This is a genomic window from Variovorax sp. J22P240, from assembly GCF_030316855.1.
GTDB lineage: Bacteria > Pseudomonadota > Gammaproteobacteria > Burkholderiales > Burkholderiaceae_C > Variovorax.
This window is the reverse complement of record NZ_JASZYR010000007.1, coordinates 215,953-241,666: the sequence shown is the minus strand read 5'-3', so window position 1 is coordinate 241,666 and position 25,714 is coordinate 215,953. Positions and strand designations below refer to the sequence as shown.

Sequence of the window (25,714 nt, the reverse complement as noted above, 5' to 3'; positions counted from 1 at the left end):
TCGGCACCTTCGACGATGCTGTCGCGAAGGCCGGGCGCCTTGTTCAGGATGTGCTCGGCGTAGAAGCGTGCCGTCGCGACCTTCGCCTTCATGAAGGCCACGTCGGTCCCGCCCTTTGCCAGGTCTTCCGCGATCAGCAATGAACGCGCGAGCTGCCAGCCCGCCACCACATTGCCCGCGAGCATCAGGTAGGGCACGCTGCCCGCGAACACGGCGTTGGGCGATGCCTTGGTCTGACCGGCGACGAACTCGACCACGTCGACAAAGGCCTCGCGTGCGGCCTTCAGGCGCTTGGCCATCGCCGATGCATCGGGCGTGCCGCGCTTCGCGAGTTCGGCTTCGGTCTTCTCGATCTGCGCGGCGATCGCCTTGGCGGTCTGGCCACCGTCACGCGCGGTCTTGCGGCCCACAAGGTCGTTGGCCTGGATCGCCGTCGTGCCTTCGTAGATCGTCAGGATCTTGGCGTCGCGCAGATACTGCGCCGCACCGGTCTCCTCGATGAATCCCATGCCGCCGTGAACCTGGACGCCGAGCGAGGCGACTTCCAGACTCATCTCGGTGCTGTCGCCCTTGACCAGCGGCACCAAGTATTCGTAGAAGGCCTGGTTCTGCTTGCGTGTGTCGGCGTCGGCGTGATGGTGCGCCGCGTCATAGGCAGCTGCTGCCACGCTCGCCATGGCGCGGCAGCCTTCGGTGTAGGCGCGCATCGTCATCAGCATGCGCTTCACGTCGGGGTGATGAATGATCGGTGCGCTGGCGTTGATCGAGCCATCGACCGGGCGACTCTGCACGCGGTCCTTGGCATAGGCGACCGCATGCTGGTAGGCGCGCTCGGCGACCGCGATGCCCTGCATGCCCACCGCATAGCGGGCCGAGTTCATCATGATGAACATGTATTCGAGGCCGCGGTTTTCCTGGCCGACGAGGTAGCCCACCGCGCCGCCATGGTCGCCGTATTGCAGTACTGCGGTCGGCGAGGCCTTGATGCCCAGCTTGTGCTCGATGCTGACGCAATGGACGTCGTTGCGCGCACCCAGCGAGCCGTCCTGATTCACGAGGAACTTGGGCACCACGAACAGGCTGATGCCCTTCACGCCTTCGGGCGCCCCGGTCACGCGCGCCAGCACGAGATGCACGATGTTCTCGGCCATGTCGTGCTCACCGTAGGTGATGAAGATCTTGGTGCCGAACACCTTGTAGGTGCCATCGGGCTGCGCCTCGGCGCGGCTGCGCACCATCGCGAGGTCGCTGCCGGCCTGCGGCTCGGTCAGGTTCATCGTGCCGGTCCACTCGCCGCTCACGAGCTTCTCGAGATAGATGGCCTTCAGTTCGTCGGAGCCGGCCGTGAGCAGCGCCTCGGTCGCCCCGTCGGTCAGCAGCGGGCACAACGCGAAGCTCAGGTTGGCCGAGTTCAGCATCTCCACGCACGCAGCGCCGATCGTCTTGGGCAGGCCTTGGCCACCGAAGTCTGACGGATGCTGCAGGCCCTGCCAGCCGCCCGCGACGTACTGGGCAAAGGCTTCTTTGAAACCCGGCGTGGTCGTGACCTTGCCGTCCTTGAACGAGGACGGGTCCCGATCGCCCGCCACATTGAGCGGTGCGACCACGTCCTGATTGAAGCGCGCGCATTCTTCAAGCACGGCCTGTGCGATTTCGAGGCCGGCTTCTTCGAGGCCCGGCATCTGCGAAACCTGCGCGATGTTCGCGAGGTGTTCGATGTCGAACAGCATGTCCTTGAGGGGAGCGGTGTAGCTCATAGATGGTCTCGCTCTCGATGTGTCGCGTGCTCCGAAGGGGTCAGGAGTTGCTAGAAGGCATGACGAATGCCGATGTCGTACCCGTAGGAACGCTTGCCCGAGAACGGCACACCATTGACGGACGTGATCATTGCGGGGCCGCCCACCGTGATGTCCAGACCATCCTTGTCTTTCAAGTAGGCATACGTCGCATACAGCGCAGTGCGCTTCGACAGGTTGTGGACGTATCCGACTGCGAATTTGTCTGCCGATGGATCATCGCCCTGCGCCAGCAGCGGGGGCCTGACATTCCTGTTGAGCTTGACGTTTGCGTAGGACATTCGAATCAGGCCGGGACCGACCGGCACGGTGGCGCCGAACAGATAGCCGTCGGCGGTAGGTTCCGGCAAGAGGTTGACGGCGACCGTGTCGCGCGCGAGCTTGGACCTTGCGATTTCGCCGAACAGCTTGACGAGGCCGAAGTCGTACGAAGCGCCAAGGTTCGTCGTATTGAGCTTGTTGGCGATACCGAGCAGGTAGTTGTCACCGACCGTGCTCGAACCGTACGCCACGGCGACGTCCAACGGGCCGCTGCTATAGCCAAAGCGACCGCCGACATAGCCCCCGGTGCGCGAATTGTTCACCGGCGTCGGCGGGGTGAGGAAACCCGGGTCGTACTTGTCCTTCTCGCCAAAGGCGTACATCACCTGGCCATAGAAGCCACCCAGGTTCGGCGGCAGGAAGTAGCCGATCGAGTTGCTGGCGCGGATGTAGTTCGCGTTGGCCTGGAAGCCCACGGCGGCGCTGCCAGGGGTGGTGAGACCGTTCGCCGTCGCGATCAGGCTGGTGCCGACGCCGTTGGTGCCGAACGGATCAAACACCCCGTCGTTCCAGAAAGTCGGGGTGTAGTCGCGGCCGAGGCGAACTTCACCGAAGACGCCGGACAAGCTCACTGTGGCACGACGATTGAACGTAAGTCCACCAGCGATGGTCGGCGGAACAGAGCCGGGAATGCCCTGACCGGTGCCATCGTCGTTGTTGACGCCCATTTCGAGCCAGAAGTTCGCTGCCAGGCCGCCACCGAGATCTTCGGTGCCGCGGAAGCCCAGGCGGCTGGAGTTGTAGCCCGAATTCGTCAACGCGGTGCGGCTGACGGTAACGCTGCCAAGGCTCTGATAAGTCGGGTTCAGCAAGGTCGGGGTGTTCCGGTCCTCGGATGTGTTGTAGTAGCCGCTGACGGCAGCATCGATGACACCAAAGAGCGTCACCGCCGACTGGGCCGAAGCAACGCCGGTGGCAGCCAGAACAGCCAGGGCGATCAAAGATTTTTTCATTTCAAGTTTTCAACGTAGATAGGGAAAGGTCTCCATCGATGGGACGATGCGAGACCGTCGCGCCGACAAGCTGTCGCGCGTTTGATGCTTCGATTCCCTGGGTCCGCGCCCGGAGACTATTCAGGCTTGAAATCGATCGACTTCAGTACCGCCCCGATGCGCTCGTAGTCGGTGGCCAGCGACTTCGCCAGTTCGTCCGACGTGCGCGGCTGGCCCGAATCCATGCCGAGCTCCTTCAGTCGCTCGCGTATCGCCGGCTGCCCCATGACCTTCAGCGCGGCTGCGCGCAGCCGCTCCTGCGCCGCCGCGGGGACGTTGGGGGTCAGCCAGAGGCCGATCCATACCATCGCCTCGTTCTGCGGATAGCCCAACTCGTTGAAGGTTGGCACGTTGGGCAGCAGCGGCGAACGCTGCGGGAGGCTCACGGCATAGGGCACGACTCTGCCGGCCTTGATCATCGGAAGCGAAGTGGGGATCCCGTCGAACATGAGCGGCACGTGTCCGCCCACGACGTCGGCGAGCGCCGGAGGGGAGCCCTTGTATCCGACGTGCTTCATGTCGATGCCGGCGGCCTTGTTTAGGTGAAGCCCCATCACATGCGACATGGTGCCGGCGCTGTAGGAGGCGTAACTCACCTTGCCCGGGTTGGCTTTCACATAGGCAATCACCTCGGCCAGGTTCTTCGCCGGCACTGACGGATGACCCACCATCACCAGACCGGCGCGCGCCAGTTCGGCGATCGGCTTGGTTTCCTTGGCTACGTCGAAGCGCAATTTGACGATATGGGGAATCTCACTGACCAGTGCGCTGGGTGCGACGAGCACGGTGTTCCCATCGTGGGCCGCTTGCATGAGGTCGTTGACGGCGAGTGCGCCACCGGCGCCCGGCTTCGGCTCGACGATCACCGTCCGGTTGAGCTCCTTCTGCAGGCCGTCGGCCAGCATGCGCGACACGATGTCGCTCGTGCCACCGGCTGGTGCACCCACAATGATGCGCAGCGGCTTTTCGGAAGGGGTCTGTGCGAACGCGGCAGGTGCGGCCAGCACGGCAAGAGCGGCGGCCAGAGCGGAGCCCAGGGTGCGGCGATTGAATAGGGAGGTCATGTTTGTCTCCAGTTTCTTCAGTTGTATTCAGCGCATCTCAGATGCCGGGTAGCTTGTAGTCGCGCAGTTGCTCGCGCAGGCGGGCCTTCAGGATCTTCCCGGTGGCCCCGATCGGGATGGCCTCGGCGAACACGACGTCATCCGGGATTTGCCACTTGGCGGTCTTGCCCTCGTAGAAGGCCAAGAGCTCTTCTCGCAAGACTTCCGCACCGGGCTTTCTCACCACCACCACGATCGGGCGTTCATCCCACTTCGGATGTGCCACTCCGATGCATGCGGCCATCGCGATCGCCGGATGCGCGACAGCGATGTTCTCGACCTCGATGGAGCTGATCCATTCGCCGCCGGACTTGATCACGTCCTTGCTGCGGTCGGTGATCTGCAGATAGCCGTCGGCATCGATGGTGGCGACATCGCCGGTGGGGAACCAGCCGCGCCCCTGTGCGTCGCGCACCAGCGGGTCGCTCTCTCCCTTGAAGTACGATTTGATCACCCATGGCCCCGTGACGAGCAGGTCGCCCGAGGCCTTGCCGTCCCAAGGCAGCTTCTTGCCGTCGGAGTCGACGATCTTCATTTCGACGCCGAAGATCCCGCGGCCCTGCTTCAGGCGGATGGCCATCTGCTGTTCCTGCGATTGCGTGAGGTGCTTGTTCTTCAACGTACACAGAGTGCCGAGCGGCGACATCTCGGTCATGCCCCATGCGTGCAACACCTCGACGCCGTACTGTTGCTGGAAGGCACTGATCATGGCCGGCGGGCAGGCCGAGCCGCCGATCACGGTGCGCTTCAGGGCCGAAAACTTGAGGTCGCTGGCCTGCATGTGGGCGAGCATCATCTGCCAGACGGTCGGCACGCCGGCCGCAAAGGTGACCTTCTCGGTTTCGATCAGCTCGAACACCGATTTGCCGTCGAGTGCCGGGCCGGGAAACACCAACTTGGCGCCGACCAGCGCAGCCGAGTACGGAATGCCCCAGGCGTTGACGTGGAACATCGGCACCACCGGCAGCACCGAATCGCGGGCCGACATCGCCATCACGTCGGGCATGGCGGACGCATAGGCATGCAGCATCGTGGAGCGGTGGCTGTAGAGCGCGCCCTTCGGATTGCCCGTGGTGCCGCTCGTGTAGCACATGCTGGAAGCAGAGTTCTCGTCGAAGCTGGGCCAGTCGTACTTCTGGCTGTGTGTGCTGATCCAGGCCTCGTAACTCTCGAGGTTGGGCAGGCCGCTGTCGGTGGGCAACTTGTCGGCATCGCACAGTGCGATCCATTTCCTGACGGTCGGGCAGCGCGCGTGCATGGCCTTCACGATCGGCAGGAAGCTCAGGTCGAAGCACAGAATTTGGTCCTCGGCGTGATTGGCGATCCAGGCGATCTGGTCGGGATGCAGCCTCGGGTTGATCGTGTGCAGCACGCGCCCGCTGCCGCTCACGCCGTAGTACAGCTCCAGGTGGCGATAGCCGTTCCAGGCCAGCGTGGCGACGCGGTCGCCGAATGCCAGTTGTTCCTGATCCAGCGCATTGGCCACTTGGCGCGAACGCGCGGCGACCTCGCGCCAGGTCGTGCGATGGATTTCGCCTTCAACCCGTCGCGAGACGATCTCGGCATCACCGTGATGACAGTCTGCGAACTCGATCAGCGACGAGATCAGCAACGGTTGGTCTTGCATTAAACCCAGCATTTTTGGCTCCTTGTAGAAATGAATGTTCTAGATGTCCTTGTCCCACCTCAGCGGACCAGGAACAGGAAGGCGGTCACGAGGACCGCCAGGAAGACGGTCTCGCTGACCATCAGCACGATCGGCTTGAAGCCCACGGTGGCGAAATCCTTCAGGTGCGACTTCATGCCGATCGCCGCCATGGAGATCACCATCAGCCAGGTGGAGAGGGTCCGCAGCGCTTGCTGCACCACGGCGGGAATCAGGCCAGCGCTGTTAATCGCGACGAAGAGCGAGAAGGCCACCACGAACCACGGCAGCAGCGGTGGTTTGGGTGCACTGCCAGAACCGGCGACATGCGCCTTGCGGTACGAGAGCGCGATGACCAGGATCACCGGCAGCAGCGATGCGACGCGCAGCAGCTTCACGATCGTCGCGACGTCACCGGTTTCCTTGGATATTCCGTAGCCCGCGCCGACCACCTGCGCCACGTCGTGGATCGTGCCGCCCAGGAAGATGCCCGCGTGCTCGCCTGCAAAGCCGAGCGCGGTGACGATCATCGGGTAGAGCACCATCGCCGCTGTGGAGAGGGTGCTGACGCCGATGACCGTGAAGATCGTCGCGCGTTCCTTCACGTTGTCGTCGGCATGCGCAGGCATCACTGCGGCGATCGCCATCGCTGCCGACGCGCCGCAGATGCCGACGGCACCGCCCGTCAGCACGCCGAACCGGGTTCGATAGCCGAGCAAGCGCGCCAGCCCGACGCCGAAGCCAATGGTCAACGCCACCGAGAGAACGACCATCGCAACCGGCAAGGCACCCAGGGCCGTGATCTGGCCCAGCGTGATGCGAACTCCGAGCAGCGCGACCCCGATACGCAACAGCGTGCCTGCCGAGAACCGGATGCCCGGAACGCACCGGCCTTCGGTCGAGAGGAAGTTCATCGCCATGCCCAGCAGCAAGGCGAACAACATCGCCGACACGTGGTAGTGCTCGGCCAGCGAGATCGCGGCCACCGCCACCACCACCGACACCAGGATGCCGTGGAAGTGGGTGGCGGCCGGCGTGCGCCAGCCGGGCCAGGTTGCGGAGAGGTTCATATGGACTGATGCGAAGCGGCGCGGCGGGACAGGCAGCGATGCTCAGGCGCTCTGGTGTTGCGGAACGCCACGTTGGCCATAAGCCCGGTTCGGGGCCCAGCCGACCTTGGCCAGCGTTTCATCCGCGTTGCGGTAGGTCTCACCGAGCCTGTAGATCTGCCGTGCCTCCTCGCCACTGGCGATGTCGCGGTTCAGCTCGCGCGCGATGCGCACCATCGACTCGATCTGCTGGACCGAAGTCATGCGCTCGCCTGTCGGGCCGCGCAGCGTGTCCTCGATGCCCACGCGCACATGCAGCCCAAGTGCGATCGCCATCGCGTTCATCGGAAATACGCTGCGGCCAAGGGCTTCGATCGTGAGCACTGCGCCGTCGGGCGTGCGACGAACGAACTCCAGCATGTCCGCCGGATGCACGCCGGCGGAACCACCTCCAACCGCCGTGTAGTTCAGGATCAGCGGACCGTTGTATGCACCGCGTCGCACCAGGCGCTCGACCGATTCCAGCGAGGACAGGCCGGTCAGCATGAAGTGCGGCTGGATGCCGTTGGCCACCAAACGGCGGAGGTGTTCCACATGCCACGACGGGTTGGATGGAACGACCATATTGGTATAGGCCTCCTGCATCCCAGGGTTCGCCAGCGAAGTGCCTGCGATGTCCGCTTCCGTCAGCAAGTCGTACACGTTCAGTTGAGTGGTGTTGATCACCACCGTGACCTGATCGGGCCGCGGGGTGAGCTCGGCCAGCATGTGCCGCGTGTCGTCGCTCAGCCACTTCGCGGCTTGGCCCTCGCTCTCAGGGGCGAAGGAGATCGAGCCGCCGACCTGCAGGATCATCTGCGGAACCGCCTCGCGCAGGCGCGCCAGCAGCTCGTTGAACTTGGACAGGCGCTTGCTGCCCTTGCCGTCCTCTTCGCGCACATGCACGTGCAGCAAGGTGGCGCCGGCGTTCCAGCAGTCGACCGCCTTCTGGACCTGTTGGTCCATGCTGACCGGAATGTCGTCGGAGTCGCCGGCGACCCATTCGGGTCCGTAGGGCGCGACCTGGATCACGAGCTTCTGCTGGTTTTCGGGGAAGAGGGAGTCGTCGAGAAATTGCATGATGTGTCCTTTGAATGGTTGAGTGCGTGTAGAAAGGGATGTCAGCGCGCCGCGCTGAGCTGTGCAACGAAGGCTTCGGCCTGCGGCCAATCGCCGTGGCCCGACGCCGGATTCAGGTGGCCGACCCGGCCCAGGTCAACGAGGTCGGCTCCCCAGTCGAGCGCCAGCCCGGCAATGCGTTCGAAGCTTCCCAGGGGGTCATTGCGACTGGCGCCAACGACGCTGCGAAAGGGCAACCTGGATCGCGGCACGGGAAGCCAACCGCCAGCGCGCAGAGCATCGATCGTGGGGTTCCCCTCAGGTAGAGGGGATTCGAGGTCGGGCGGCGTCGCCAGCAACGCACCCTGCACCGCACGCTTCGTCTGCAGCGCCCAGTGCGCCACCATGATGCAGCCGGCGCTGTGCGCGATGATCACCAGCGGCCCTTCGACAGCCTGCGCCTCGCGCTCGATGGCCGCGACATGGGTGGCGCAGTCCAGGCTGTCGCGCCCCATCGGCGCGACGCTGCGAACACGCGGCAGCCGGGCCGCCAGCAGCGTCTGCCAGTGCTGTGGCACGGCGTCGCGCATTCCTGGCACGATGAGTACGGTTGGCTCGGTCATGGTTGTCCTCGATCACGTTCCATGTGGGGCGATGTCGTCAGACCGGGCGGTCGCCCTTGATGCCGGCGCGCAGCATGCGCCGGGGCTGCGTGCCGTAGTCGTAGCTCGCGTAGTGCTGGGTCGAGCGGTTGTCCCACATGGCGACCGTGTTCGGACGCCAGCGCAGTCGCACCTGGAACTCGGGAATCGTCACCCGCGAGGCCAGATAGCTCAGCATATGGGCGCGCTCGTGCATGTCTTGGCCGTACTGCACCCGTTGGGCGGTGTGCCAGTTGGTGAAGCTGGTGACATAGCCCATGCACACGTACAGGATCTTTTCGCCGGTCTCGGGGTGGGTGCGCACGACGGGATGCTCGGGGGGCGGATTCTTCGCCGCCGTCTCGTGGCGCTTCTCGATCGCCATGCCGCCGCAGAACGCGACCTCGATGCTGCTCCTGGCATACAGACCCTCGATCTGCTGCTTCACGTGCTCCGGCAGCGTCTCGTAGGCGAGCGCCATGTTGGCCCACAGCGTGTCGCCGCCGACCTCCGGGCACGTCACGCAGCGCAACACCGCGCCCTTCAGCGGCTCGGGCTGGGACATGGTGTCCGAATGCCAGTTGTTCTCGAAACTTCTCATGTTCTCGGAACCCGAGATTGCAGGTCTTCCGGCTATGTCGATAGCCAGGATCTTCGGCGCCTCCGGCAAGCCGGGGTAGAGCCGGTGGACATCGAGTTCGCCGAAGCACTCGGCAAAGGTCTGTTGTTCCAGCGGCGTGATGTCCTGGTCCCGGAAGAACAGCACTTTGTGCTTGAGCCAGAGCGCCTTGATCTCCGCGAACAGCTCGGCGTCGTGGGCGACATCGACCAGATTGACGTTGCTGATCTCGGCGCCGAGAGCCGGCGACACGCGCTCCACTTTCAGGGAATTCTTGAGAGCCGACGGTCGGACGATGGCCGGGGCGGCGGGTGCGGGGCGGGTTACGTGAGCTTCTGTCATCGCTATCTCCTGGTTATGTCCATGGGTCATTGAACGGTGTGCGAGTGCGTTACACGGATACACGGATACCGGCGTGCCGGTGGGAAGACTCGAGGTCTTCTGATGGGGTTCGGGACACGACGTCGGCATCGCGCCGCACTGCGGCGTCCAGTTCTTCGAGCAGGATCGGCGCGCCCAGACTCATGGTGTGGATGCCCAGGACGCTGACGAGCTGCAGCACCGCGGTGATTTCTTGCTTCGTGGCGCCCAGTGCGAGCGCCTTCCCGATGTGGCGGCGCACGCCCGGTCCATACATGTGGGTGCACGACGCGTCGACCGCGATGCAGATGAACTCGATCGTCTTCGCGTCAAGCACGCTCGAAGCCAGGGGCGTCATCACCATCGCCATGAATTTCTCGGTCCATGCCGGATCGAGCTCGGCGAACTGTTCCCACTTGGGGTTCCACTCGCCAGCTGCGCGCATCGCATCGCAAACCGGCGTGGCTGATCGGTCGTTGTCGTGTTCCATCGAGTTGTGTCTCCTGAGGTTTTCGCTGCCGGTGGTCATCACGTCTGCAGCTGATTCAGGGACTGATTGTTCCGGGATGGGAAAAAGCCGATTGACCTGGGGTAACGTTCGCTTATCCTGCGGTAACTCCAAGGGCAAACCCCATGTCCAACCTCGTTCGCAGTGCCAGCTTGACCAACTACGCCGAGGTCGCGCGTGCCGCCGGGCTCGATCCGCTGGCGTTACTGGCCGATGTGGGACTCAGTCCGGCCTGCCTGAGCGATCCCGACCTGCGCATTCCGAGCGATGCAGTACGTGACTTGCTCGAGGCCTCGTCGATTGCCAGCGGCGTGGACAACTTCGGCCTGCGCATGGCCGAGACGCGGCGCTTGTCAAATTTCGGGGCCGTGGCACTGGTATTGCGCGAGGAGCCCACCGTGCGGCGCGTTGTGCGAGCGCTGGTGCGCTACAGCCGTCTGATCAACGAATCACTGATCCTGAAGCTCGAGGAGGCAGATGGCATCGCGGTGATCCGCGATGAGTTGCTCGTTGGCAGGGGCGGCTCATCGCGGCAAGCGATGGAACTGATTGTCGGAGTCATGTTCCGCAACCTGAAGTTCTTCCTCGGCTCCGCATGGAGTCCGTTGCGGGTGTGCTTCGCGCACCCACCGCCGGTCGACCAGAGCCTGCACTTTCGAATCTTCGGCTATGCCGTCGAGTTCGGGCAGGACTTCAACGGGCTCGTCTGCACCTCCAGTGACCTGGACGCACCGAACCCTATGGCCGATCCGGTGATGGCGCGATACGCCCGGCAGATCATGGAGAGCACAGTGGGCTCGGACCGCACGAACGTGGTCGATAGCGTGCGCCACATCCTGCTGGTGCTGCTGCCTTCGGGCCAATGCTCAATTGACCAGGTGGCGCAACAACTCGGCGTCACCCGGCAGACCGTGCACCGGCGGCTCGTTCGCGAGGGCACGACATTTCCCGAGGTGATGAACACCGTCCGGCGCGAACTCGCGGAGCACTACCTCGAAGATGGCAAGCGGCCGCTTTCGCAAGTTGCCGACCTGCTGGGCTTCTCGTCGCCGAGCGCCTTCTCCCGCTGGTACAAGCAGCAGTTCGGCGAAACGGCCGTACGGCGACGCGGCGCGGGCATCGGGGTTCATCGATCGGCTTGATGGGGAATGCACATGCACGAGATTCAATGTCTGAACGAAGAGATAGAGGAACTAGCAGGCCTTCTTTCTTCCTTGAAAGCTCAGGACTGGAAAGGGGTCACTGCTTTTCAAGCCTGGACCGTCAATGACGTGGTGCTTCACCTCTATGCCAGCGACTATCTGGGTATCGCAGCGACGACCTCGCAGGAGGCGTTCACCGCGCTGTTCGGTGACATGCAGCGGGGTCGAGAGGCCGGGCACAGCTCCGCCATGGAAACGCGTCTACGCTTCCCGTCCTTGAACGGACAAGAGTTGTTCGAACTCTGGTTCGCGCAGGCGATGGAACTCTCAAAGCGACTGGCAGCCCAGGATCCTGTTGAGAGGCTGCCATGGATCGGCCCGCCCATGCTGGTCAGCACGTTCGCGGCGGCCAGACAGATGGAGACCTGGGCGCATGGGCAGGAGATTTACGATCTGAGGGATCTGGAACGAGCACCGACGGACAGATTGCGGCCAATTCTGTTGAAAAACTCGATAGGCGGACAAGACTCGCCAAGCGCCACTTGCGAATCGCATGTGGTGCGCGCTTCGCCGATGGCCTTCGCAGGCGCGTAGCAGGCCCCAGGCGCGATCCGAGCGCGCCAACGGCCTGAGGGCAGGTGTTGGACAAGCCTCCATGGAGGAAACCGCGGAATGCGCCACTGAGGCCTGAGAAGGCTACGAGGCTACGGGGATTCGGGCGGCGTGAATCGAGGTGGTACTGGGGACGCGACTCAAGAATTCGACAGATGGCGTCATTGAGGCGCTGCGGATCGATGCCGGCACGTTGTGTCGCCCAGCGACGCGACCGGCGACAAGTCCGTCGGCCGGTGCGGGGGCAAGACCGCCCCGCATCCAGGCTCGGACGGAAGGCTGATGCAGCTGTGTACTCATGGTGCCCAAGCTTGTTGAGGCGGCGCGCGTATGGGCTGACCGCGAGCGAAGGTCTGCAAGACGATCATCGGCGCGCCGCAGTGTGGGCAGAAGAAGCTCGGTCGCGCCGATTCGACCTCGGCATCAGAGGCCGACGTTCGGGCAACGGCATCGGCTTGCTGCAGCAGCAACTCGCGAATCCGTGTGAGGCTGGAGGTTCGGTTGCCGTTGGCCAGCAGCCCGTAGTGGCGGATGCGATGGAACCCACTCGGCAGGACGTGCAGAAGGAAGCGACGCATGAACTCGTCGGCATCGAGCGTCATCGTCTTGTGGCGAGTCCGGCCCTTGGCGCGGTAATCCTTCCAGCGGAATGTGACGCCTCGCTCGTCCATGGCTAGAAGTCGGGTTCGAGATGGCGACGCGGTGGGTGTAGCGCGACAGATAGGCCAGCACCGCTTCGGGGCCAGCGAACGGGCGCTTGGCATAGACGACCCATTCGCACTTGCGCAGTGGCGCGAGCCAGTCGGCGAACACCTTTGCGTCAGCGAGCGCTGTGTCCTCGCCGAAGAAATGCAGGCGGCCGGCGTCGTAAGCGTGCTCGAGCGCTTCAAGGAAGCGGCGCCGGAAAGCCGCGACAGCACGCGCACCGACAAGAAGAAGCCGGGCTTGCACGCGACCCAGTGCTCCCCGTCCGGCGACAGGCCACCGCCCGGCACGATGCCGTGCACATGGGGATGATGCGTCAGCGCCGATCCCCAAGTGTGTAGCATCAGGGTCGCACCGATGCTGGCACCCAGATGCTTCGGATCCGCCGCGATGGTCATCAGGGTCTCGGCGGCCACGTCGAACAGCAACGCGTAGATCGCTGCCTTGTTGTAGTAGGCGATGGCGCTGATCGGCGCCGGCAATGTGAAGACGACGTGGTAGTAGTCCACCGGCAGCAGATCGGCTTGACGCGCCTCAAGCCAGCGCTGTGCCGCGCTAGCTGTGAAGGCCCAATAGGTTGTATCTGTTCATCTGAGTTGAGTTTGAGAGACTGGGAATCGCCAAACCCCCGGATCACTCAAGGAACCCAACCAGATGAACATTCATAAGAATGCCCGATTGACCCTGCTGCGTCGAATCGAGATGGTCAAAGACATGACAGAACAAGGTTTGAGCGCTTGCGCCGCTGCCTTGGCCTACGGCGTCACGCCACCGACGGCGCGCAAGTGGCTGGGGCGCTACCTGGTCGCAGGAGCCGCCGGCTTGTTGGATGCTCCCAGCCGCCCCGCGTGCTCGCCTCGAGCCATCTCGCCGGCCAAGGCTGTGGCCATCGTGGAGCTGCGCCGCAAGCGCCTGACGCAGGCGCGCATTGCTGCGGCCCTGGACGTGTCGTGCTCCACCGTGGGACGGGTGCTGGCCCGTGCGGGCCTGTCGCGCCTGAGCGATCTGCAACCGGCCGAGCCAGTGGTTCGCTACGAGCACGAGGCGCCAGGCCAGATGCTGCACATCGACACCAAGAAGCTCGGACGCATCCAGCGACCCAGCCACCGAGTGACCGGCAACCGGCGCGACTCGGTCGATGGCGCCGGCTGGGAGACGTTGTTCGTGGCGATCGATGACCACGCACGCATCGCCTTCACCGACATGCATCCGGACGAGAAGGCGCCGCAGGCGTGCAGTTCCTGCGCAACGCAGTGGCCTACTACCGCAGCCTGGGCGTGACGGTCGAGCGGCTGCTGACCGACAACGGCTCGGCCTTCCGTTCCAAGGACTTCGCCCAAGCCTGTCGAGAGTTGGGCATCCGCCATCGCTTTACTCGGCCCTATAGGCCGCAGACCAATGGCAAGGCCGAGCGGTTCATCCAGTCGGCGCTGCGCGAATGGGCCTATGGCTTTACCTACCAGAACTCCAGCGAGCGAACTCAAGCGCTGGATCACTGGCTGCATCACTACAACTGGCACCGCCCGCACCAGGGCATAGGAGGCGTTGCTCCCATGACCAGACTCAACAAGTCAAGAAATAACCTCTTGACGCTTCACAGCTAGCCTGGCACTTCGGGCAGTGTCGGTTGCGACACGAGTTGTAGGCGATCTGGTCGAGCCCGCAGCCCTCGCAACGCAACACGTGGCCCCCCAGCGCCGCGCTGCGGCACTGTTCAACGGCCGACATCACCTTGAGCTGGCCCAGGCTCAGATGCCCACGCTGCGCCTTGCGCCAGCCGGGACCGTGGATGCGGAAGATGTCGGCGACTTCCAGGGCGCAATGCGCCACGGAGATGCTCTACGCGTGTTCAAGCCTCTCCAGCGGGCTGACCACCTCGTGCAGGATCTCGGTGGCCACGTGCGTGTAGACCGATGTTGTCTCCAGCTTCTTGTGGCCCAACATCACCTGGATCACGCGGATGTCGACCTTCTGTTCCAGCAGGTGCGTGGCAAACGTATGGCGCAGCGTGTGCATGGTCACACGCTTGTCGATCTTGGCCGCCTCGGCGGCGTCGTGAACGGCGCGGTTGAGTTGGCGTGCGGTCAGCGGGTCGACCGGGTTCATGCCGGGGAACAGCCAGCCGTTGGGCAGCATCTTGCCCTTCGCGTTGGCGTACCGCCACCAGTCGCGCAGCCGCTTGAGCAGCACCGGCGACAGCATGGCGTAGCGATCCTTGTGGCCCTTACCCTGATCGACGCGCAAGGTCATGCGTTGGCTGTCGATGTCGCCGACCTTCAGCGCAACGATCTCGCTGACACGCAGTCCCGTGCCGTAGGCGATGGACAGTGCCGTCTGGTACTTCAAGTTGGCGGCCGCGGCGATCAGGCGTGCGACTTCATCGCGACTCAGAACCACCGGCATCTTCTGGGGCACATGCACGTAGCTCATCCTGGCCATCAGTTCGCCACGGTCGAGCGTGACGTCGAAGAAGAACTTCAAGCCGGTGATGGTTGCATTGAGTGTGATTGGCGAAACGCCTCGATCGACCATGTGCAACTGGAAGCGCCGCAGATCCTCTGCAGTGGCCGTGTCGGGGGAGCGTTGAAGAAAGCCGGCGAGGTACCGAACCGCGCGAACGTAGGCAGCCTGAGTCTTGGGTCCGAGCTTGCGCATGCGCATGTCGTCGAGCATGCGCTGACGCAGCGGAGAAACCGCTGGTGTCGAAGGGGTCATGATCGTGCTCCTGTCGAAGAACGAGGCCGATTGCCTCGCTCCTCAACATAGACAGGGGCGCAATGTTTGCCATCACCGCAACCTCAGCGGCGGGCTACCGCGCGAGCGGTTTAGTCCACGGGCCCTTTGCGGAAGTCGCGGCCTTCGGGAAAGCAGACGTTCGAGACGACCCCCCGGCTTCGGGCCCCATTGCGGGCTTACAGCAGACGTCGAACTGTCCGAAAGCCGTCGTTGGGTGTGAGATCCCGACCAGCCAAGAACTTTGAAAAAAGGCGGGCCGCGCAATTTGAAAGCGTTGAAAGCGACGCTCGCAAGGTGTCGATTTGCCTGGGTGACCGAGTGCGACAACCTTGGCGGAGATGTCCAGGTGGGCCGCATCGACGTTGGGTTTCGGCCGTCTCAACTTCGACGCCGCCGATGTGGTCGGCGAACTGCGTGCCCGAGCCGCTGCTGCTGTCCCCCGCGAAGCCACGGCCACTGCTATGCGGATCAAGTGCTCGAGATATTCCGGTCGCGCGGGATAAAAGGGTACAAGGCGCTCACGCTGGCCAAAGTCGCCTATCTGGGCGAGCCCTGCTGCCTCATTTCGGGGAGGAGAGGACGCAGCGATCTCAGCAGATCCAGCGTGATGTCTCCTTGCAAGGTGCAGTAGAGCCTGGTGCGGCCGGGCTCCTCGCTGCGCTCGGCCGCCAGGACGCGGTCGACCGTGTTGGGTCGCTTCGGAAGCACGCCCAACGGCATTGCCGGCAGCTTCCACTCGTTGGCTGGATCACGGTTGTTGCGGGCCTCGCCCCGGGTCCAGGTCCCGTCCCGGCTGGAGAGTTTCAGATGCAACGGGAGCAGCCGATTGAGCCTCACGGCCACGCGTTCCGGTTTGCCTTCGACCTCAAAACCCCAGCGGATGAAGGTGCCCAGGGGCGGCACCGAGGCCGCATCTTCGCGCCAGGCCAGCAGGCGCAGGCCGTCCACCTCGATCGGTTGCGCGAACTCCTGGACGCCATCTTGGCGCACGCCCGCCCACGGATTCCTGACCTTCGGCGTTGCGTGGGGTCCCTTGCGCGTCAATTCGATCGCCGAGCCGAACGGCGTCGGGTCCGCCGCGAGTAAAGCGAAGAACGACGCGTCACAGCGCGCGAACTTCTGCATCGCATCGACCGGCGACAGGGCTTTCAGCCCGGCGGCGAACGCCGGGCCGACAGAAGAGGCGACGGCCAGAACGGCGATGAACAAAAGAGTCCGCATGCCTAGACATATAGCTGTTCGCTACCCACTTGTGATGCGTGTTCCGCCTGAAGCTGCGGGGGGTCCTGTCCTACTGTGCGTGCCTTGAGCCTGCGAATGCCATCAGCCACGGCCAGATTGACGAGCGCACGGGCGCCAATGTGCTCGATTCTGCGGTGCTGCAGGTGAACGGGGCGTGAATTCGAGCGCGCCGACGGGTCCGTGCAGACATGGTGATCGCTGGTCCTGTTCGCCGACCACGGCCACGCTGATACACCAGATGGGGCCTCTCGGCGGGCCGGGTAGCCACTCGTTAGCGATGGAGGGGACGCGGGCTTCAGCTGCACCCTTGTCAACCCGTTCGGGTCGAAGATGGGCTGATTGAGACCGGCGTTCCGAAGAGAGCCGGCTTGTTGCCCCGAAGGAAGGTCAGCTATCGGGCGGAACACGACTGATCCGTGAGCGGCTCCTTGTGGCCGGGTCCTGCTTGTCGTCTGCGCAGAGGCTACTACCGGTTCAGAGCATTCCGCGCACCCAATCCTGGGCGTGGAAGTCAGGGACGGTTAGCTCCTCGCCGTGCCGAAAACGCCGCTTCATTCTGACTCTTATACTGTATGACCATACAGTATCGACAACATCGAAAATAGCCGGCTGGCACACCTCCGAGGATGAAACCATGTCCATCAGGATCGCCGCCGCCGCGCTGGTCGCAATAGCCGCTTTTGCCTTGTTCAACGCCAGCGCCCAGAAGGTCACCGCAGCACCGGCAGGATGCGACACCGAACGTTTCACGGTGCTCGAAAAGAACACGCGCGTTGACGGCACTCGCATCTATCTCACAGCCTCCGTGCGCAACGACAACCCTGTCGGATGCGCCGTCAAGATGCAGGTGTCGGTGCTGGATAGGACCGGCAAGATCGTCGACACCGAGCGGCTTAAGCTCGAAAGCATCGCTGCGGGCGCAACGCGGAACTTCTCGATCCGTCTGCCCGGCGGCTTGAGCAAGGCCGGCGCGGGTGGCTCGTACATGGTCGAGCCGATCGAATCGCGCATTCTGACGCGCGGCCCACGATGAGCCACCTCTCGGCCCCCGGTGGTGCTCTCTGTCGAGCCTCGATTTGCGGCACTATGGAAATCACCGTGCAGCCAAATTCCGATCGGGTGCGTCCCCTGCGCCACCTCTTCGTCTTCGTCGACGAGCCGGACCCGACGGTGTCCACCTGGGACGTTTGCGAGATCAGGGAGGGAAGTGAATGGATTTATCTCTTGAGCAGCGTGGACTCCCTTGCGACATGGATCGAGGCTTGGCGCGCCGGCAGTTGCTGATCCTTGTCGACGACATGTACGCGCGACCGCGCTCAACGGGCGGAGCAGCTTAAGCGATTCGATAACATCGCAATCACTTCAAGGATTGCGATGAGCCACCTGCGTCACCTCAGCGTCTTCGTGGACGAGCCCGAGCCTGGGCACTTCTATTGGGTGCTGCACGAGTCCACCGAGGACGCCAGCGTTTGGGTGGACATCGAGTCGAGCCCGGAACCTTTTGAAAGTTGGACAAGGGCTTTCGGGGAAGGGGTCGTCGCTCTCTACAGGCACACACCGGACGAGCGCATCGGCCCCCGAACCGGCGGTGAAGACGAAGATGCAGCGCCGGTGGGCTGACGCATGGGAACCGAAGCACTGAGCGGTGAACATCGATTGCATTGGCTGCTTGGGCGGCTGGTGCATGCCCATGCGCGGCTGGACCTCAATATCGGCTTGCAACTCAAATGGCTTGGGCCGTACCGCGGTGTCGAAGTCGAAGACCTCTTATCTGCGAGCGAGCCTTTCAAGAAGCGAGTAAAGAAACTCCGCCCGCTCGTTTTCGAGATGTGGGGCCACAGCAATCCCGCGGCGCGCGAAGCGTTCGAGCACTGGTTCGAGCGCGTAGAGCGCGCACGTGCCTTGCGGAACGACTACGCGCATGGCCGCTGGGGCCCGGTCAGCATTCGCGAGCCGAATCTGTTCGCGTTCATCGCGCTGTCATGGGAATTCGATCCCGACAAGATTGCACCGGAGGTCCGGATCACCCTCGACGAGTTCGAGGCTCAGACCAAGGAGATTGAGTTGCTAGGACACGACTTCATGCGACTGCAAAAGAAATTTGAAGCTGAAGGTCGCTGGTCAAAGGCATGGGAAGACGAACACGCCCGGAAGACGAGCGCAGTAGGCTGATTCGTTTTCTCGATCTCGCTTTGAGGTGCTTGCGAAGTGCTCCGCTCACGTGGCAGAGCGTGGCGACTCTGCCGTTCGCTCAACGGGACGCCTACAGGTGTCCCTAACCTGCATGCGGCTCGAACAGCACTACCGTTGGCGCACCCTGTGGCTCGGCAAGTAGATCGTTGAACCCGGACGGAAGCGTCAAGAAACGCTGGGAGCCGTGAAGCCATGACCATCCGCGAACCCTTGTCCGTCACGCGCCTGCGCAAATCACCCTCGGCCGACGCGAAGATTCTGCTGGCCTATATCGACGCCCTGGTCGACGAGGTCGAGCGCCTCGAAATTCCCCTGACCCTGAGCCGCGAGGCGATCTTCGAAGCCGTCGGCATGCCGACCGACACGATCGGCGGAGAGCCTGCCTGGGTACTCGGCGGGCGCGACCTCGTCCGGTTGGCCCACGCCATCCTCGAAGCCGCGATGAAGGAGCGGGCCTAAGCTCCCCCGGCGCGCGTGACGGTATGGGTCACCTCCCAGCCGCCCGCGCCGTCGTCCACCACAACGATCGAGAGCACATCGCGCCGGAATCCGTCCGCGAAGGCCACGTGTGTGAACTCGCCCCAGGCGTTGGATCGCCCGTCTTTCGATACGGTGCCCCTGTCGAAGCCCCACGGCTCATCCTTGATCTCGGGGTTGGTCGCCCGATGCTGGAGCACGGCCGTGGCTGCCGGACCGGCAGCGGCGAACTTGCCCTCGGAGTCGTACGCATACATGCAGCAAGTGTCGGCCTCCTGACGCGCAAAGACAAACGGCACCCAAAGGTGCCGCCCGCCTGCCTGCAGCCAAACGCATGTGCGGTGTGTTCGTCTGGTCATCGGCTGACCCGCTGGGGGTTGCGCAAACGCCCGGTCGCGCCGGACGCGCAGGCCAATGGTAGTTCGAGCCAGCGCGAAGCGGTCGGGGTCCGACCGGCGGCACCGGCAGCCCCACCACGTGCCCGCCAGGGCGCCTGACGATCTAAGCCTTGGCCTTGGCCGCGCGCGTGACGGTGTGGGTGACCGTCCAGCCGCCCGCGCCGTCCTCGGCCAACCGGGCCGATCGCGCCGAAGGTCAGCTGTCAGGCACGGCCGCGAATTGGTGCTCGCGGCCAACTGCAGACCTTCGCGTTTTGAATCGCAATGCCCGCTTCCGTTGGAAGCTGACGTTGCGACGATGTTTTGGTGGTCTCGTCATCGCTTCAGTGCAGTTTTCGATGGCGTTGCTGACACAATGCCGGCGTGACTAAGCCACTGATCTGCGTGCCTTGGCGAGCGCTGGTGCGGGTAACTCTGCTCTTGTCTCTGGTGCTGATTCCGGTTGCCGCGGCAGGCGAGGTCAAGCGTGTCCTGATCATTCATTCGTTCGGGCGCGACTTCGCGCCGTTTAACGCCATCGGCCTGGTCATTCGGACAGATCTGACGCTGTTGCTGCGGCAGCCGGTGGTCTTTCACGACGTCTCGCTCGATGCCGAGCGTGGCGGCACAGCCGAGGACGAGCGCCCGTTTGTGGAATACCTGCTGCGTCGCAGTGGCGCGCCGCCGGACCTGGTGATAGCGAACGGCACTCCGGCAATGCGCTTTTATCTGCGCCACCGCGACGCCCTGTTCCCCGAGCGGCCGCTGCTGGTCTCTGGGATCGACCACCGGATGCTGGACGGAATCCGGCTCAGAGCAAAGGATCGCGTGGTCAGCGTGGATCTGGACATCTCCGCGGTCGCGCGTACCATCCTGCAGTTGCGGCCTCAGACAACGACGATCGCGCACGTGCTCGGCGCCTCGCCCCTCGAGCAGTTCTGGGCGGGGGAGGTGCAGCGCGAGTTCGCGCAGTTCAGCGATGAGCTGCGCTTGCTGCCGCCCGATGGATTGTCCCTTGATGAGATGCGCCGACGCGTGGCCGCATTACCACCGGACTCCGCCGTGTTCTATCAGATGTTCGCCGTCGGCGCTGACGGTGTACAGCACGAGAACGAGCAAGCACTCGCCTCCATACGCGAGTCCTCCAGCTCGCCTGTTTTTGGCTTGTTCGCCAACCAGCTTGGCAAGGGCATCGTGGGTGGATCACTCTTCGATCTACGCCAGGTTGGCAGCGTAACGGCGGAGTTGGCCGCGAACATGCTGGAGGTCAATCGCGGCAGCGATGCCAATCGGCATGTGGAGAAGCAGGCACCAGCCTTCGACTGGCGGGAGCTCCAACGCTGGGGCATTCCTGAGTCGCGGCTGCCGCCCGGCGCAGAGGTGCGCTTTCGGCCGCCGTCCTTGTGGGACCAGCACAAAGTCCCGGTCTTGGTGGGCGTCGCGATCGTTCTGTTCCAGGGCGCCTTGATTGCCGCGCTCCTTTTCCAGCGCGCGCGGCGCCAGAGCGCCGAGGAAGAAGCTGCGGGACTCAGCGGCCGCCTCATCACCGCACACGAAGACGAGCGCCGGCGCCTGGCGCGCGAGCTGCATGACGACCTTACGCAGAGGCTCGCGCGGCTCGCGATCGACGCCGGACGGATGGAACGTGCCTCCGACGCGCCCGCAGGCGTGAGGCCGCTGCGCGAGGACTTGGTGCGATTGAGCGAGGACGTGCATGCGCTGTCGTACCGCCTGCATCCGTCGGTGCTCGACGATCTCGGGTTGGTCGAAGCCCTGCGTGCGGAGTGCGATCGTGTGGGACGCCACGGCGAAATGCGTGTGGAGGTGAATACGCGAGATACTCCCGACGCGGTGCCCAGCGAGGCATCGCTATGCCTCTTTCGCGTGGCGCAGGAAGCGCTCAGCAATGCGGCACGCCATGGGCGCGCCAGCGCGGCGACCGTGCTGTTGTCGCCGCGCGACCGCGGCCTCCAGCTGGCGGTTAGCGACAACGGCACCGGCTTTGACCCGGCGCAATCGCGCGCACGCGCGAGCCTGGGCTTGGCCAGCATGCGCGAGCGCGTTCGCCTGCTGAGCGGCCATCTCGACATCGAGAGCACGCCGGGGCGCGGCACCACGGTGGTCGCGTGGGTGCCCGCATGAACAAACCGCGTGTGCTGCTGGCCGACGACCATCGCATCGTCGCTGAAGGCCTGAAGAGTCTGCTAGCGGACGAGTTCGAGCTGGCTGGCATCGTCGAGGACGGCCGCGCGCTGGTGCAGGCGGCACAAGAGCTGCGTCCCGATGTGATCGTAGCCGACATCTCGATGCCGTTGCTCAACGGCATCGAGGCTCTGGCTCGGCTCAAACAGCAGGAGCCCGGCGTGCGAGTCGTGTTCCTGACGATGCATCGCGATGTCGCCTATGCGCGGCGCGCTCTTCAAGCGGGTGCCGCCGGCTTCGTGCTCAAGCACTCGGCGAGCGCGGAACTGGTGCAGGCGGTGCACGCGGCGCTGCGTGGGCGCATCTATGTCACTCCGGACCTGGCGGGGGAGTTGATGCAAGCCTCGGGTCAAGACGCGCAGCGTCAGGCCGATCCGATCGCCACACTGACTCCCCGGCAGCGCGAGATCCTGCAGTTGATCGCGGAGGGCAAGTCAGCCAAGGAGGTCGCCGCGGTGCTGGGTCTGTCGGCTCGCACCGTCGAAGACCACAAGTACCGGCTGATGGAGTCGTTGGGCATCGAAAACAGTGCTGAGCTGATTCATTTCGCGATCAAGCACGGCGTGGTCCCGTAGTTTCCGGTCGCTCAACCCGTAAATTTTCGGGGTGCGGACGACCCCGCTGCGGTCTATCGTCGCCCGCATGAACCCCAAGGGAAACTGCGTGTTGCTGGCGGACCGCCACTGCGGTTTGCGCGATAGCGTCCGCGGGCTGCTTGAGACGGAGTTCGATACCGTATTCATGGTGGCCAACGAAGCGTCGCTGCTTGAAGGTGCTGGACGGCTCAACCCGACGGTCTTGGTACTCGATCTGTCCCTTTCGGCCGGCGACCTGCGCGGCCTGCTGGGCCGCATCGGCGCCCGCGCGCCAAGCACGAAGGTGCTGCTGCTGTCGGTGCACGATGAACGCACGGTCGCCGAATCTGCCCTTGCGGCCGGGGCCGACGCCGTGGTGCTCAAGCGCTGCCTGGCGACCGACCTCATGCCCGCCGTGGACGCTCTCTTCGCGGGACAACATTACCTCTCACCGGGAATCATCCAATGATCGCAGGATGCCAATCCGTTGTTCGTGCGCACAACAACGCACCAGGGAGAAGTGCAAATCAACATCCAATCCTTGCCAATATCCTTCGGTCTCGATGGGAGGAGGGACGCGCAGTGACTCGAGTTCGTGTTTCGTCCTTCGCGCTCGCGGTCAGCTTCGCGGCCCTATCCTCGGCGCCTTGCAGTGCGCAGCAAACCAACGAGGAACTCGCCAAGGCTGCGCAGAACCCGCTGGCCAGCCTGATTAGCGTGCCGTTCCAGCTCAACACCAACTTCGACACTGGGCCCGAGGAGCGGACGCAGAACGTGTTGAATATCCAGCCGGTGGTGCCCTTCAGCCTCAACGCGGACTGGAACCTGATCTCGCGAACCATCATGCCGCTGATCTGGCAGCCTGCGTCCACCCCGTTTGAAGGCTCCACCTTCGGGCTCGGCGACATTCAGCTCAACGGCTTCCTGTCGCCTAAGAATTCCGGCGAATGGATCTGGGGCGTCGGCGCCGTGGCCCAGCTACCCACGCACACCAACAACCGCCTCGGCAACGACCGCTGGGGCCTGGGCCCCACCGCGGTTGTGCTGAGGCTCGAGAAGGGCAGCCCCTGGGTCTACGGTGCGCTGATCAACAACATCTGGTCAGTGAGCGGTTCGTCCAGCGACCCGAAGATCAACCAGCTGACCTTGCAGCCCTTCCTGAACTACAACTTCCCCGATGGCTTTTACCTGACCTCCTCGCCCCTGATCACGGCCAATTGGGAGGCCGCCAGCGGTCAGAAGTGGACCGTTCCCGTAGGCGGCGGGTTCGGCAAGATCGTCCGTTTCGGCAAGTTGCCAGTGAATCTGCAGGCCTCTGCTTACTACAACGTCGAGCGTCCGGACAACGCGCCGCGCTGGTCGCTGCGGCTGCAGGCGCAGCTAATGTTTCCGAAGTGAGATCCCCCAATGACTTCTTTGATTGGCTACAGAGCAAGGAGAGAGCGGAAATGAAAACACGAATCTCGCCCATGGCATCCCTCGCGGCAGCAGCCGCACTGGCTTTGCCTGGATTCTCGATCGCGCAGACGGTGGCAGTTACAGCGGCGATCAGCACGCCCGACAAGATCGAGACGCGCATCGGGGCCCTGGAGTTCAAAGACGGAGCGCCTAGCGCGGAGACCACGCGGAAGGTGGCCGACAGCGTGGACTTCGCACGCGGCATCAGCGCCTTCATGAACAGCTTCTCAGGGGCGTCGGCCTACGCGATCCGCGAGGGCTTCAAGAGCATCGGCGCCGAGGACAACACCGTAGTCATCTTTCCGGAGCTCATGGATTCGAACTCCCTCTTTCTCACCGCCAACGCCGACACAGTCTACAACCTCGCGGTCCTCGACCTGACCAAGGGCCCGTTGGTGGTCGAAGTGCCACCGAAACAGCTCGGCACGCTCAACGACATGTGGTTCGGATGGATCATCGACATCGGCGGTCCCGGCCCTGATCGAGGCGAAGGAGGAAAGTACCTGATCGTGCCGCCGGGCTATGACGGCCCGCTTCCGGACAGCGGCTTCTTCGTGGGGCGTTCGAAAACCACGCACGCCCTCTATGCAGTGCGGGCGTTCATGGAGAACAACGATCCCAAGCCGGCCGTCGCGACGATCAAGAACGGGCTGAAGATCTATCCGTACACGCCGGGCGGATACGGGACCAGCATTGCGACGGCGCTAGAGGGGAAGGTTCGGCTCGCGGCCAACCCGCCGATTGCGCCGACGAAGTTCGTGGAAGCCACCGGCAAGTCGTTCAACACGATACCGCCGAACGACTTCTCCTACTTCGAAATGGTCGACAAGCTGGTCCAGCTCGAACCGGCCACTTCCTTCGATCCGGAGCTGCTGGGCCAACTTGCGGCCATCGGCATCGTCAAGGGCAAGCCGTTCAAGCCGGATGCAAGGATGCGCGCGATTCTCACGGACGCTGCAGCGGTGGCCAATGCCGCTGGCCGGTCATTGAACTGGCGTGCGGCCGAGTACCCGGGTTGGGCGTACTACCCTGGCTCGATGTGGGCCAACATGCTCTGGCAAGGCGGCTTCAATTTCGAGACGCCACCGCCCCTGTTCACGAAGGAGGGTTTCAAGCCGCTGCCACCGACCGGTGCCCGCACGCTCGATTCGCGCGCCGCGTTCTACTACGGCTACACCATGGACTCACCGGGCATGATCATGCGAGTACCCAATGTCGGCTCCCAGTACCTGATGGGCTTCACGGACGCGGACAAGAATGCGTTCGACGGCGGCAAGACCTATAAGGTGACGCTGCCGGCCAACATCCCAGCGGCCAAGTTCTGGTCGTTTACCGTTTACGACAACCAGACGCGCTCGATGCTGAAGACACCGCAGCGCTATCCGCGTGCCGGCAGCCAGTCATATCCGTCGCCGGCGGCAGCGGCGAACCCGGACGGCTCGACCACCATCTATTTCGCGCCCACCAAACCTGCGGCGGCAAAAGAGGGAACCTGGATCCAGACGATCCCCGGCAAGGGCTGGTTCACGCTCCTTCGCCTCTACAGCCCGGAGGAAGCCTTCTTCACGAAGGCGTGGCGACCGACGGAGATTGAGTTGGTTCGCTGAGCGTCAGCGACGTGGACAGCCACAGAGCCCGCGCGGGCCTTTCGCGCGAAACGTATCGGCGCGAACGGCCGCATTCGCGCTGCAAAAGCGGCGGTGGGCGCGCGCGAGAAGCGCGACGTGGGCGATTCCAAATGTGCCGACGCACCGGGCCGGTCCTCAGCTACCAACGGATGACGTCTTGTCTGAGGGCGTGATCCCCCGATGCAAGAGCGCTCAGTTGAACATCAGTCTCCAAGAGCAGATCGTCTGATTCAAA

24 protein-coding genes and 3 pseudogenes are annotated in these 25,714 nt (G+C 63.8%); 13 read left to right on the top strand and 14 right to left on the bottom strand.

Translation table 11 applies throughout. The annotated features are described in order from the left end of the window. From QTI24_RS19365 to QTI24_RS19325, 9 genes are all read right to left on the bottom strand, one after another. A partial coding sequence (locus QTI24_RS19365; protein ID WP_286602658.1) for an acyl-CoA dehydrogenase occupies positions 1–1,757 on the bottom strand: 1,757 nt, incomplete at its 3' end. Between the two features lie 50 nt (positions 1,758–1,807). Next, the gene (locus QTI24_RS19360; protein WP_286602657.1) at positions 1,808–3,070 is read right to left on the bottom strand and encodes a porin; all 1,263 of its coding nucleotides are present in this window, start codon (positions 3,068–3,070) and stop codon (positions 1,808–1,810) included. 116 nt (positions 3,071–3,186) lie between these two features. Beyond that, a complete protein-coding gene (locus tag QTI24_RS19355) occupies positions 3,187–4,173 on the bottom strand; it encodes a Bug family tripartite tricarboxylate transporter substrate binding protein (protein WP_286602656.1) in 987 nt (328 codons plus the stop codon). A 37-nt stretch (positions 4,174–4,210) separates the two neighbouring features. After that, a complete protein-coding gene (locus QTI24_RS19350; protein ID WP_286602655.1) occupies positions 4,211–5,851 on the bottom strand; it encodes a 3-(methylthio)propionyl-CoA ligase in 1,641 nt (546 codons plus the stop codon). 47 nt (positions 5,852–5,898) lie between these two features. Then, a complete protein-coding gene (locus tag QTI24_RS19345; protein ID WP_286602654.1) occupies positions 5,899–6,927 on the bottom strand; it encodes a YeiH family protein in 1,029 nt (342 codons plus the stop codon). Between the two features lie 42 nt (positions 6,928–6,969). Further along, positions 6,970–8,025 carry a beta-keto acid cleavage family enzyme gene (locus tag QTI24_RS19340; protein ID WP_286602653.1) on the bottom strand — a complete coding sequence of 352 codons (1,056 nt, stop codon included), beginning with the start codon at positions 8,023–8,025 and terminating at the stop codon, positions 6,970–6,972. Positions 8,026–8,066: 41 nt separating this feature from the next. Beyond that, positions 8,067–8,627: an RBBP9/YdeN family alpha/beta hydrolase gene (locus QTI24_RS19335; protein ID WP_286602651.1), complete on the bottom strand. Its 561-nt coding sequence runs from the start codon at positions 8,625–8,627 to the stop codon at positions 8,067–8,069. A gap of 37 nt (positions 8,628–8,664) precedes the next feature. Then, on the bottom strand, positions 8,665–9,531 hold the full coding sequence (locus QTI24_RS19330) for a TauD/TfdA dioxygenase family protein (protein WP_286602670.1): 867 nt from the start codon (positions 9,529–9,531) through the stop codon (positions 8,665–8,667). Positions 9,532–9,655: 124 nt separating this feature from the next. Continuing rightward, entirely contained in the window at positions 9,656–10,114 is a 459-nt protein-coding gene (locus QTI24_RS19325) for a carboxymuconolactone decarboxylase family protein (RefSeq protein ID WP_286602649.1), read from the bottom strand. A 143-nt stretch (positions 10,115–10,257) separates the two neighbouring features. On the opposite strand from QTI24_RS19325, the gene QTI24_RS19320 reads away from it, so the two are divergent. Further along, the gene (locus QTI24_RS19320; RefSeq protein ID WP_286602647.1) at positions 10,258–11,274 is read left to right on the top strand and encodes an AraC family transcriptional regulator; all 1,017 of its coding nucleotides are present in this window, start codon (positions 10,258–10,260) and stop codon (positions 11,272–11,274) included. Positions 11,275–11,286: 12 nt separating this feature from the next. Then, positions 11,287–11,868: a maleylpyruvate isomerase N-terminal domain-containing protein gene (locus QTI24_RS19315; RefSeq protein WP_286602646.1), complete on the top strand. Its 582-nt coding sequence runs from the start codon at positions 11,287–11,289 to the stop codon at positions 11,866–11,868. A gap of 314 nt (positions 11,869–12,182) precedes the next feature. On the opposite strand, the pseudogene QTI24_RS19310 reads toward QTI24_RS19315, so the two are convergent. After that, a pseudogene (locus QTI24_RS19310) lies at positions 12,183–13,142 on the bottom strand (IS91 family transposase); the annotation flags it as partial. A 103-nt stretch (positions 13,143–13,245) separates the two neighbouring features. Here QTI24_RS19310 and QTI24_RS19305 point away from each other — a divergent pair. Further along, positions 13,246–14,195 (top strand): annotated as a pseudogene (locus tag QTI24_RS19305) (IS481 family transposase). On the opposite strand, the pseudogene QTI24_RS19300 reads toward QTI24_RS19305, so the two are convergent. From QTI24_RS19300 to QTI24_RS19290, 3 genes and pseudogenes are all read right to left on the bottom strand, one after another. Next, positions 14,191–14,421: pseudogene (locus QTI24_RS19300) on the bottom strand (transposase zinc-binding domain-containing protein); the annotation flags it as partial. The pseudogenes QTI24_RS19305 and QTI24_RS19300 sit on opposite strands and share 5 nt — an antisense overlap. Positions 14,422–14,430: 9 nt before the next feature. Next, positions 14,431–15,306, bottom strand: a complete 876-nt coding sequence (locus QTI24_RS19295) for a tyrosine-type recombinase/integrase (protein WP_286602645.1) — start codon at positions 15,304–15,306, stop codon at positions 14,431–14,433. 558 nt (positions 15,307–15,864) lie between these two features. Further along, positions 15,865–16,536, bottom strand: a complete 672-nt coding sequence (locus QTI24_RS19290) for a hypothetical protein (RefSeq protein ID WP_286602644.1) — start codon at positions 16,534–16,536, stop codon at positions 15,865–15,867. 667 nt (positions 16,537–17,203) lie between these two features. Between QTI24_RS19290 and QTI24_RS19285 the strand changes: the two genes are divergently transcribed. From QTI24_RS19285 to QTI24_RS19265, 5 genes are all read left to right on the top strand, one after another. Further along, positions 17,204–17,602: a hypothetical protein gene (locus tag QTI24_RS19285; protein WP_286602643.1), complete on the top strand. Its 399-nt coding sequence runs from the start codon at positions 17,204–17,206 to the stop codon at positions 17,600–17,602. Between the two features lie 53 nt (positions 17,603–17,655). Continuing rightward, positions 17,656–17,853: a hypothetical protein gene (locus QTI24_RS19280; protein ID WP_286602641.1), complete on the top strand. Its 198-nt coding sequence runs from the start codon at positions 17,656–17,658 to the stop codon at positions 17,851–17,853. A 90-nt stretch (positions 17,854–17,943) separates the two neighbouring features. Then, positions 17,944–18,189, top strand: a complete 246-nt coding sequence (locus QTI24_RS19275) for a hypothetical protein (RefSeq protein WP_286602638.1) — start codon at positions 17,944–17,946, stop codon at positions 18,187–18,189. Positions 18,190–18,192: 3 nt separating this feature from the next. After that, positions 18,193–18,741: a hypothetical protein gene (locus QTI24_RS19270; RefSeq protein WP_286602637.1), complete on the top strand. Its 549-nt coding sequence runs from the start codon at positions 18,193–18,195 to the stop codon at positions 18,739–18,741. A gap of 213 nt (positions 18,742–18,954) precedes the next feature. Beyond that, a complete protein-coding gene (locus tag QTI24_RS19265; protein WP_286602636.1) occupies positions 18,955–19,221 on the top strand; it encodes a hypothetical protein in 267 nt (88 codons plus the stop codon). Here the strand turns inward: QTI24_RS19265 and QTI24_RS19260 are convergent. Continuing rightward, entirely contained in the window at positions 19,218–19,496 is a 279-nt protein-coding gene (locus QTI24_RS19260; protein ID WP_286602635.1) for a hypothetical protein, read from the bottom strand. The two genes, QTI24_RS19265 and QTI24_RS19260, sit on opposite strands and share 4 nt — an antisense overlap. Positions 19,497–20,066: 570 nt before the next feature. Between QTI24_RS19260 and QTI24_RS19255 the strand changes: the two genes are divergently transcribed. From QTI24_RS19255 to QTI24_RS19235, 5 genes are all read left to right on the top strand, one after another. Next, positions 20,067–21,758: a sensor histidine kinase gene (locus QTI24_RS19255; RefSeq protein WP_286602669.1), complete on the top strand. Its 1,692-nt coding sequence runs from the start codon at positions 20,067–20,069 to the stop codon at positions 21,756–21,758. Beyond that, positions 21,755–22,393: a response regulator gene (locus tag QTI24_RS19250; protein ID WP_286602633.1), complete on the top strand. Its 639-nt coding sequence runs from the start codon at positions 21,755–21,757 to the stop codon at positions 22,391–22,393. The genes QTI24_RS19255 and QTI24_RS19250 overlap by 4 nt, the downstream gene beginning before the upstream one ends. Before the next feature lie 67 nt (positions 22,394–22,460). Beyond that, positions 22,461–22,862 carry a response regulator gene (locus QTI24_RS19245; protein ID WP_286602632.1) on the top strand — a complete coding sequence of 134 codons (402 nt, stop codon included), beginning with the start codon at positions 22,461–22,463 and terminating at the stop codon, positions 22,860–22,862. A 113-nt stretch (positions 22,863–22,975) separates the two neighbouring features. After that, positions 22,976–23,791, top strand: coding sequence for a transporter family protein (locus QTI24_RS19240; protein WP_286602631.1), 816 nt, complete (start codon positions 22,976–22,978; stop codon positions 23,789–23,791). 50 nt (positions 23,792–23,841) lie between these two features. Beyond that, complete coding sequence (locus QTI24_RS19235) at positions 23,842–25,458, top strand: DUF1254 domain-containing protein (protein WP_286602630.1); 1,617 nt, start codon at positions 23,842–23,844, stop codon at positions 25,456–25,458. Positions 25,459–25,714 lie beyond the last annotated feature (256 nt).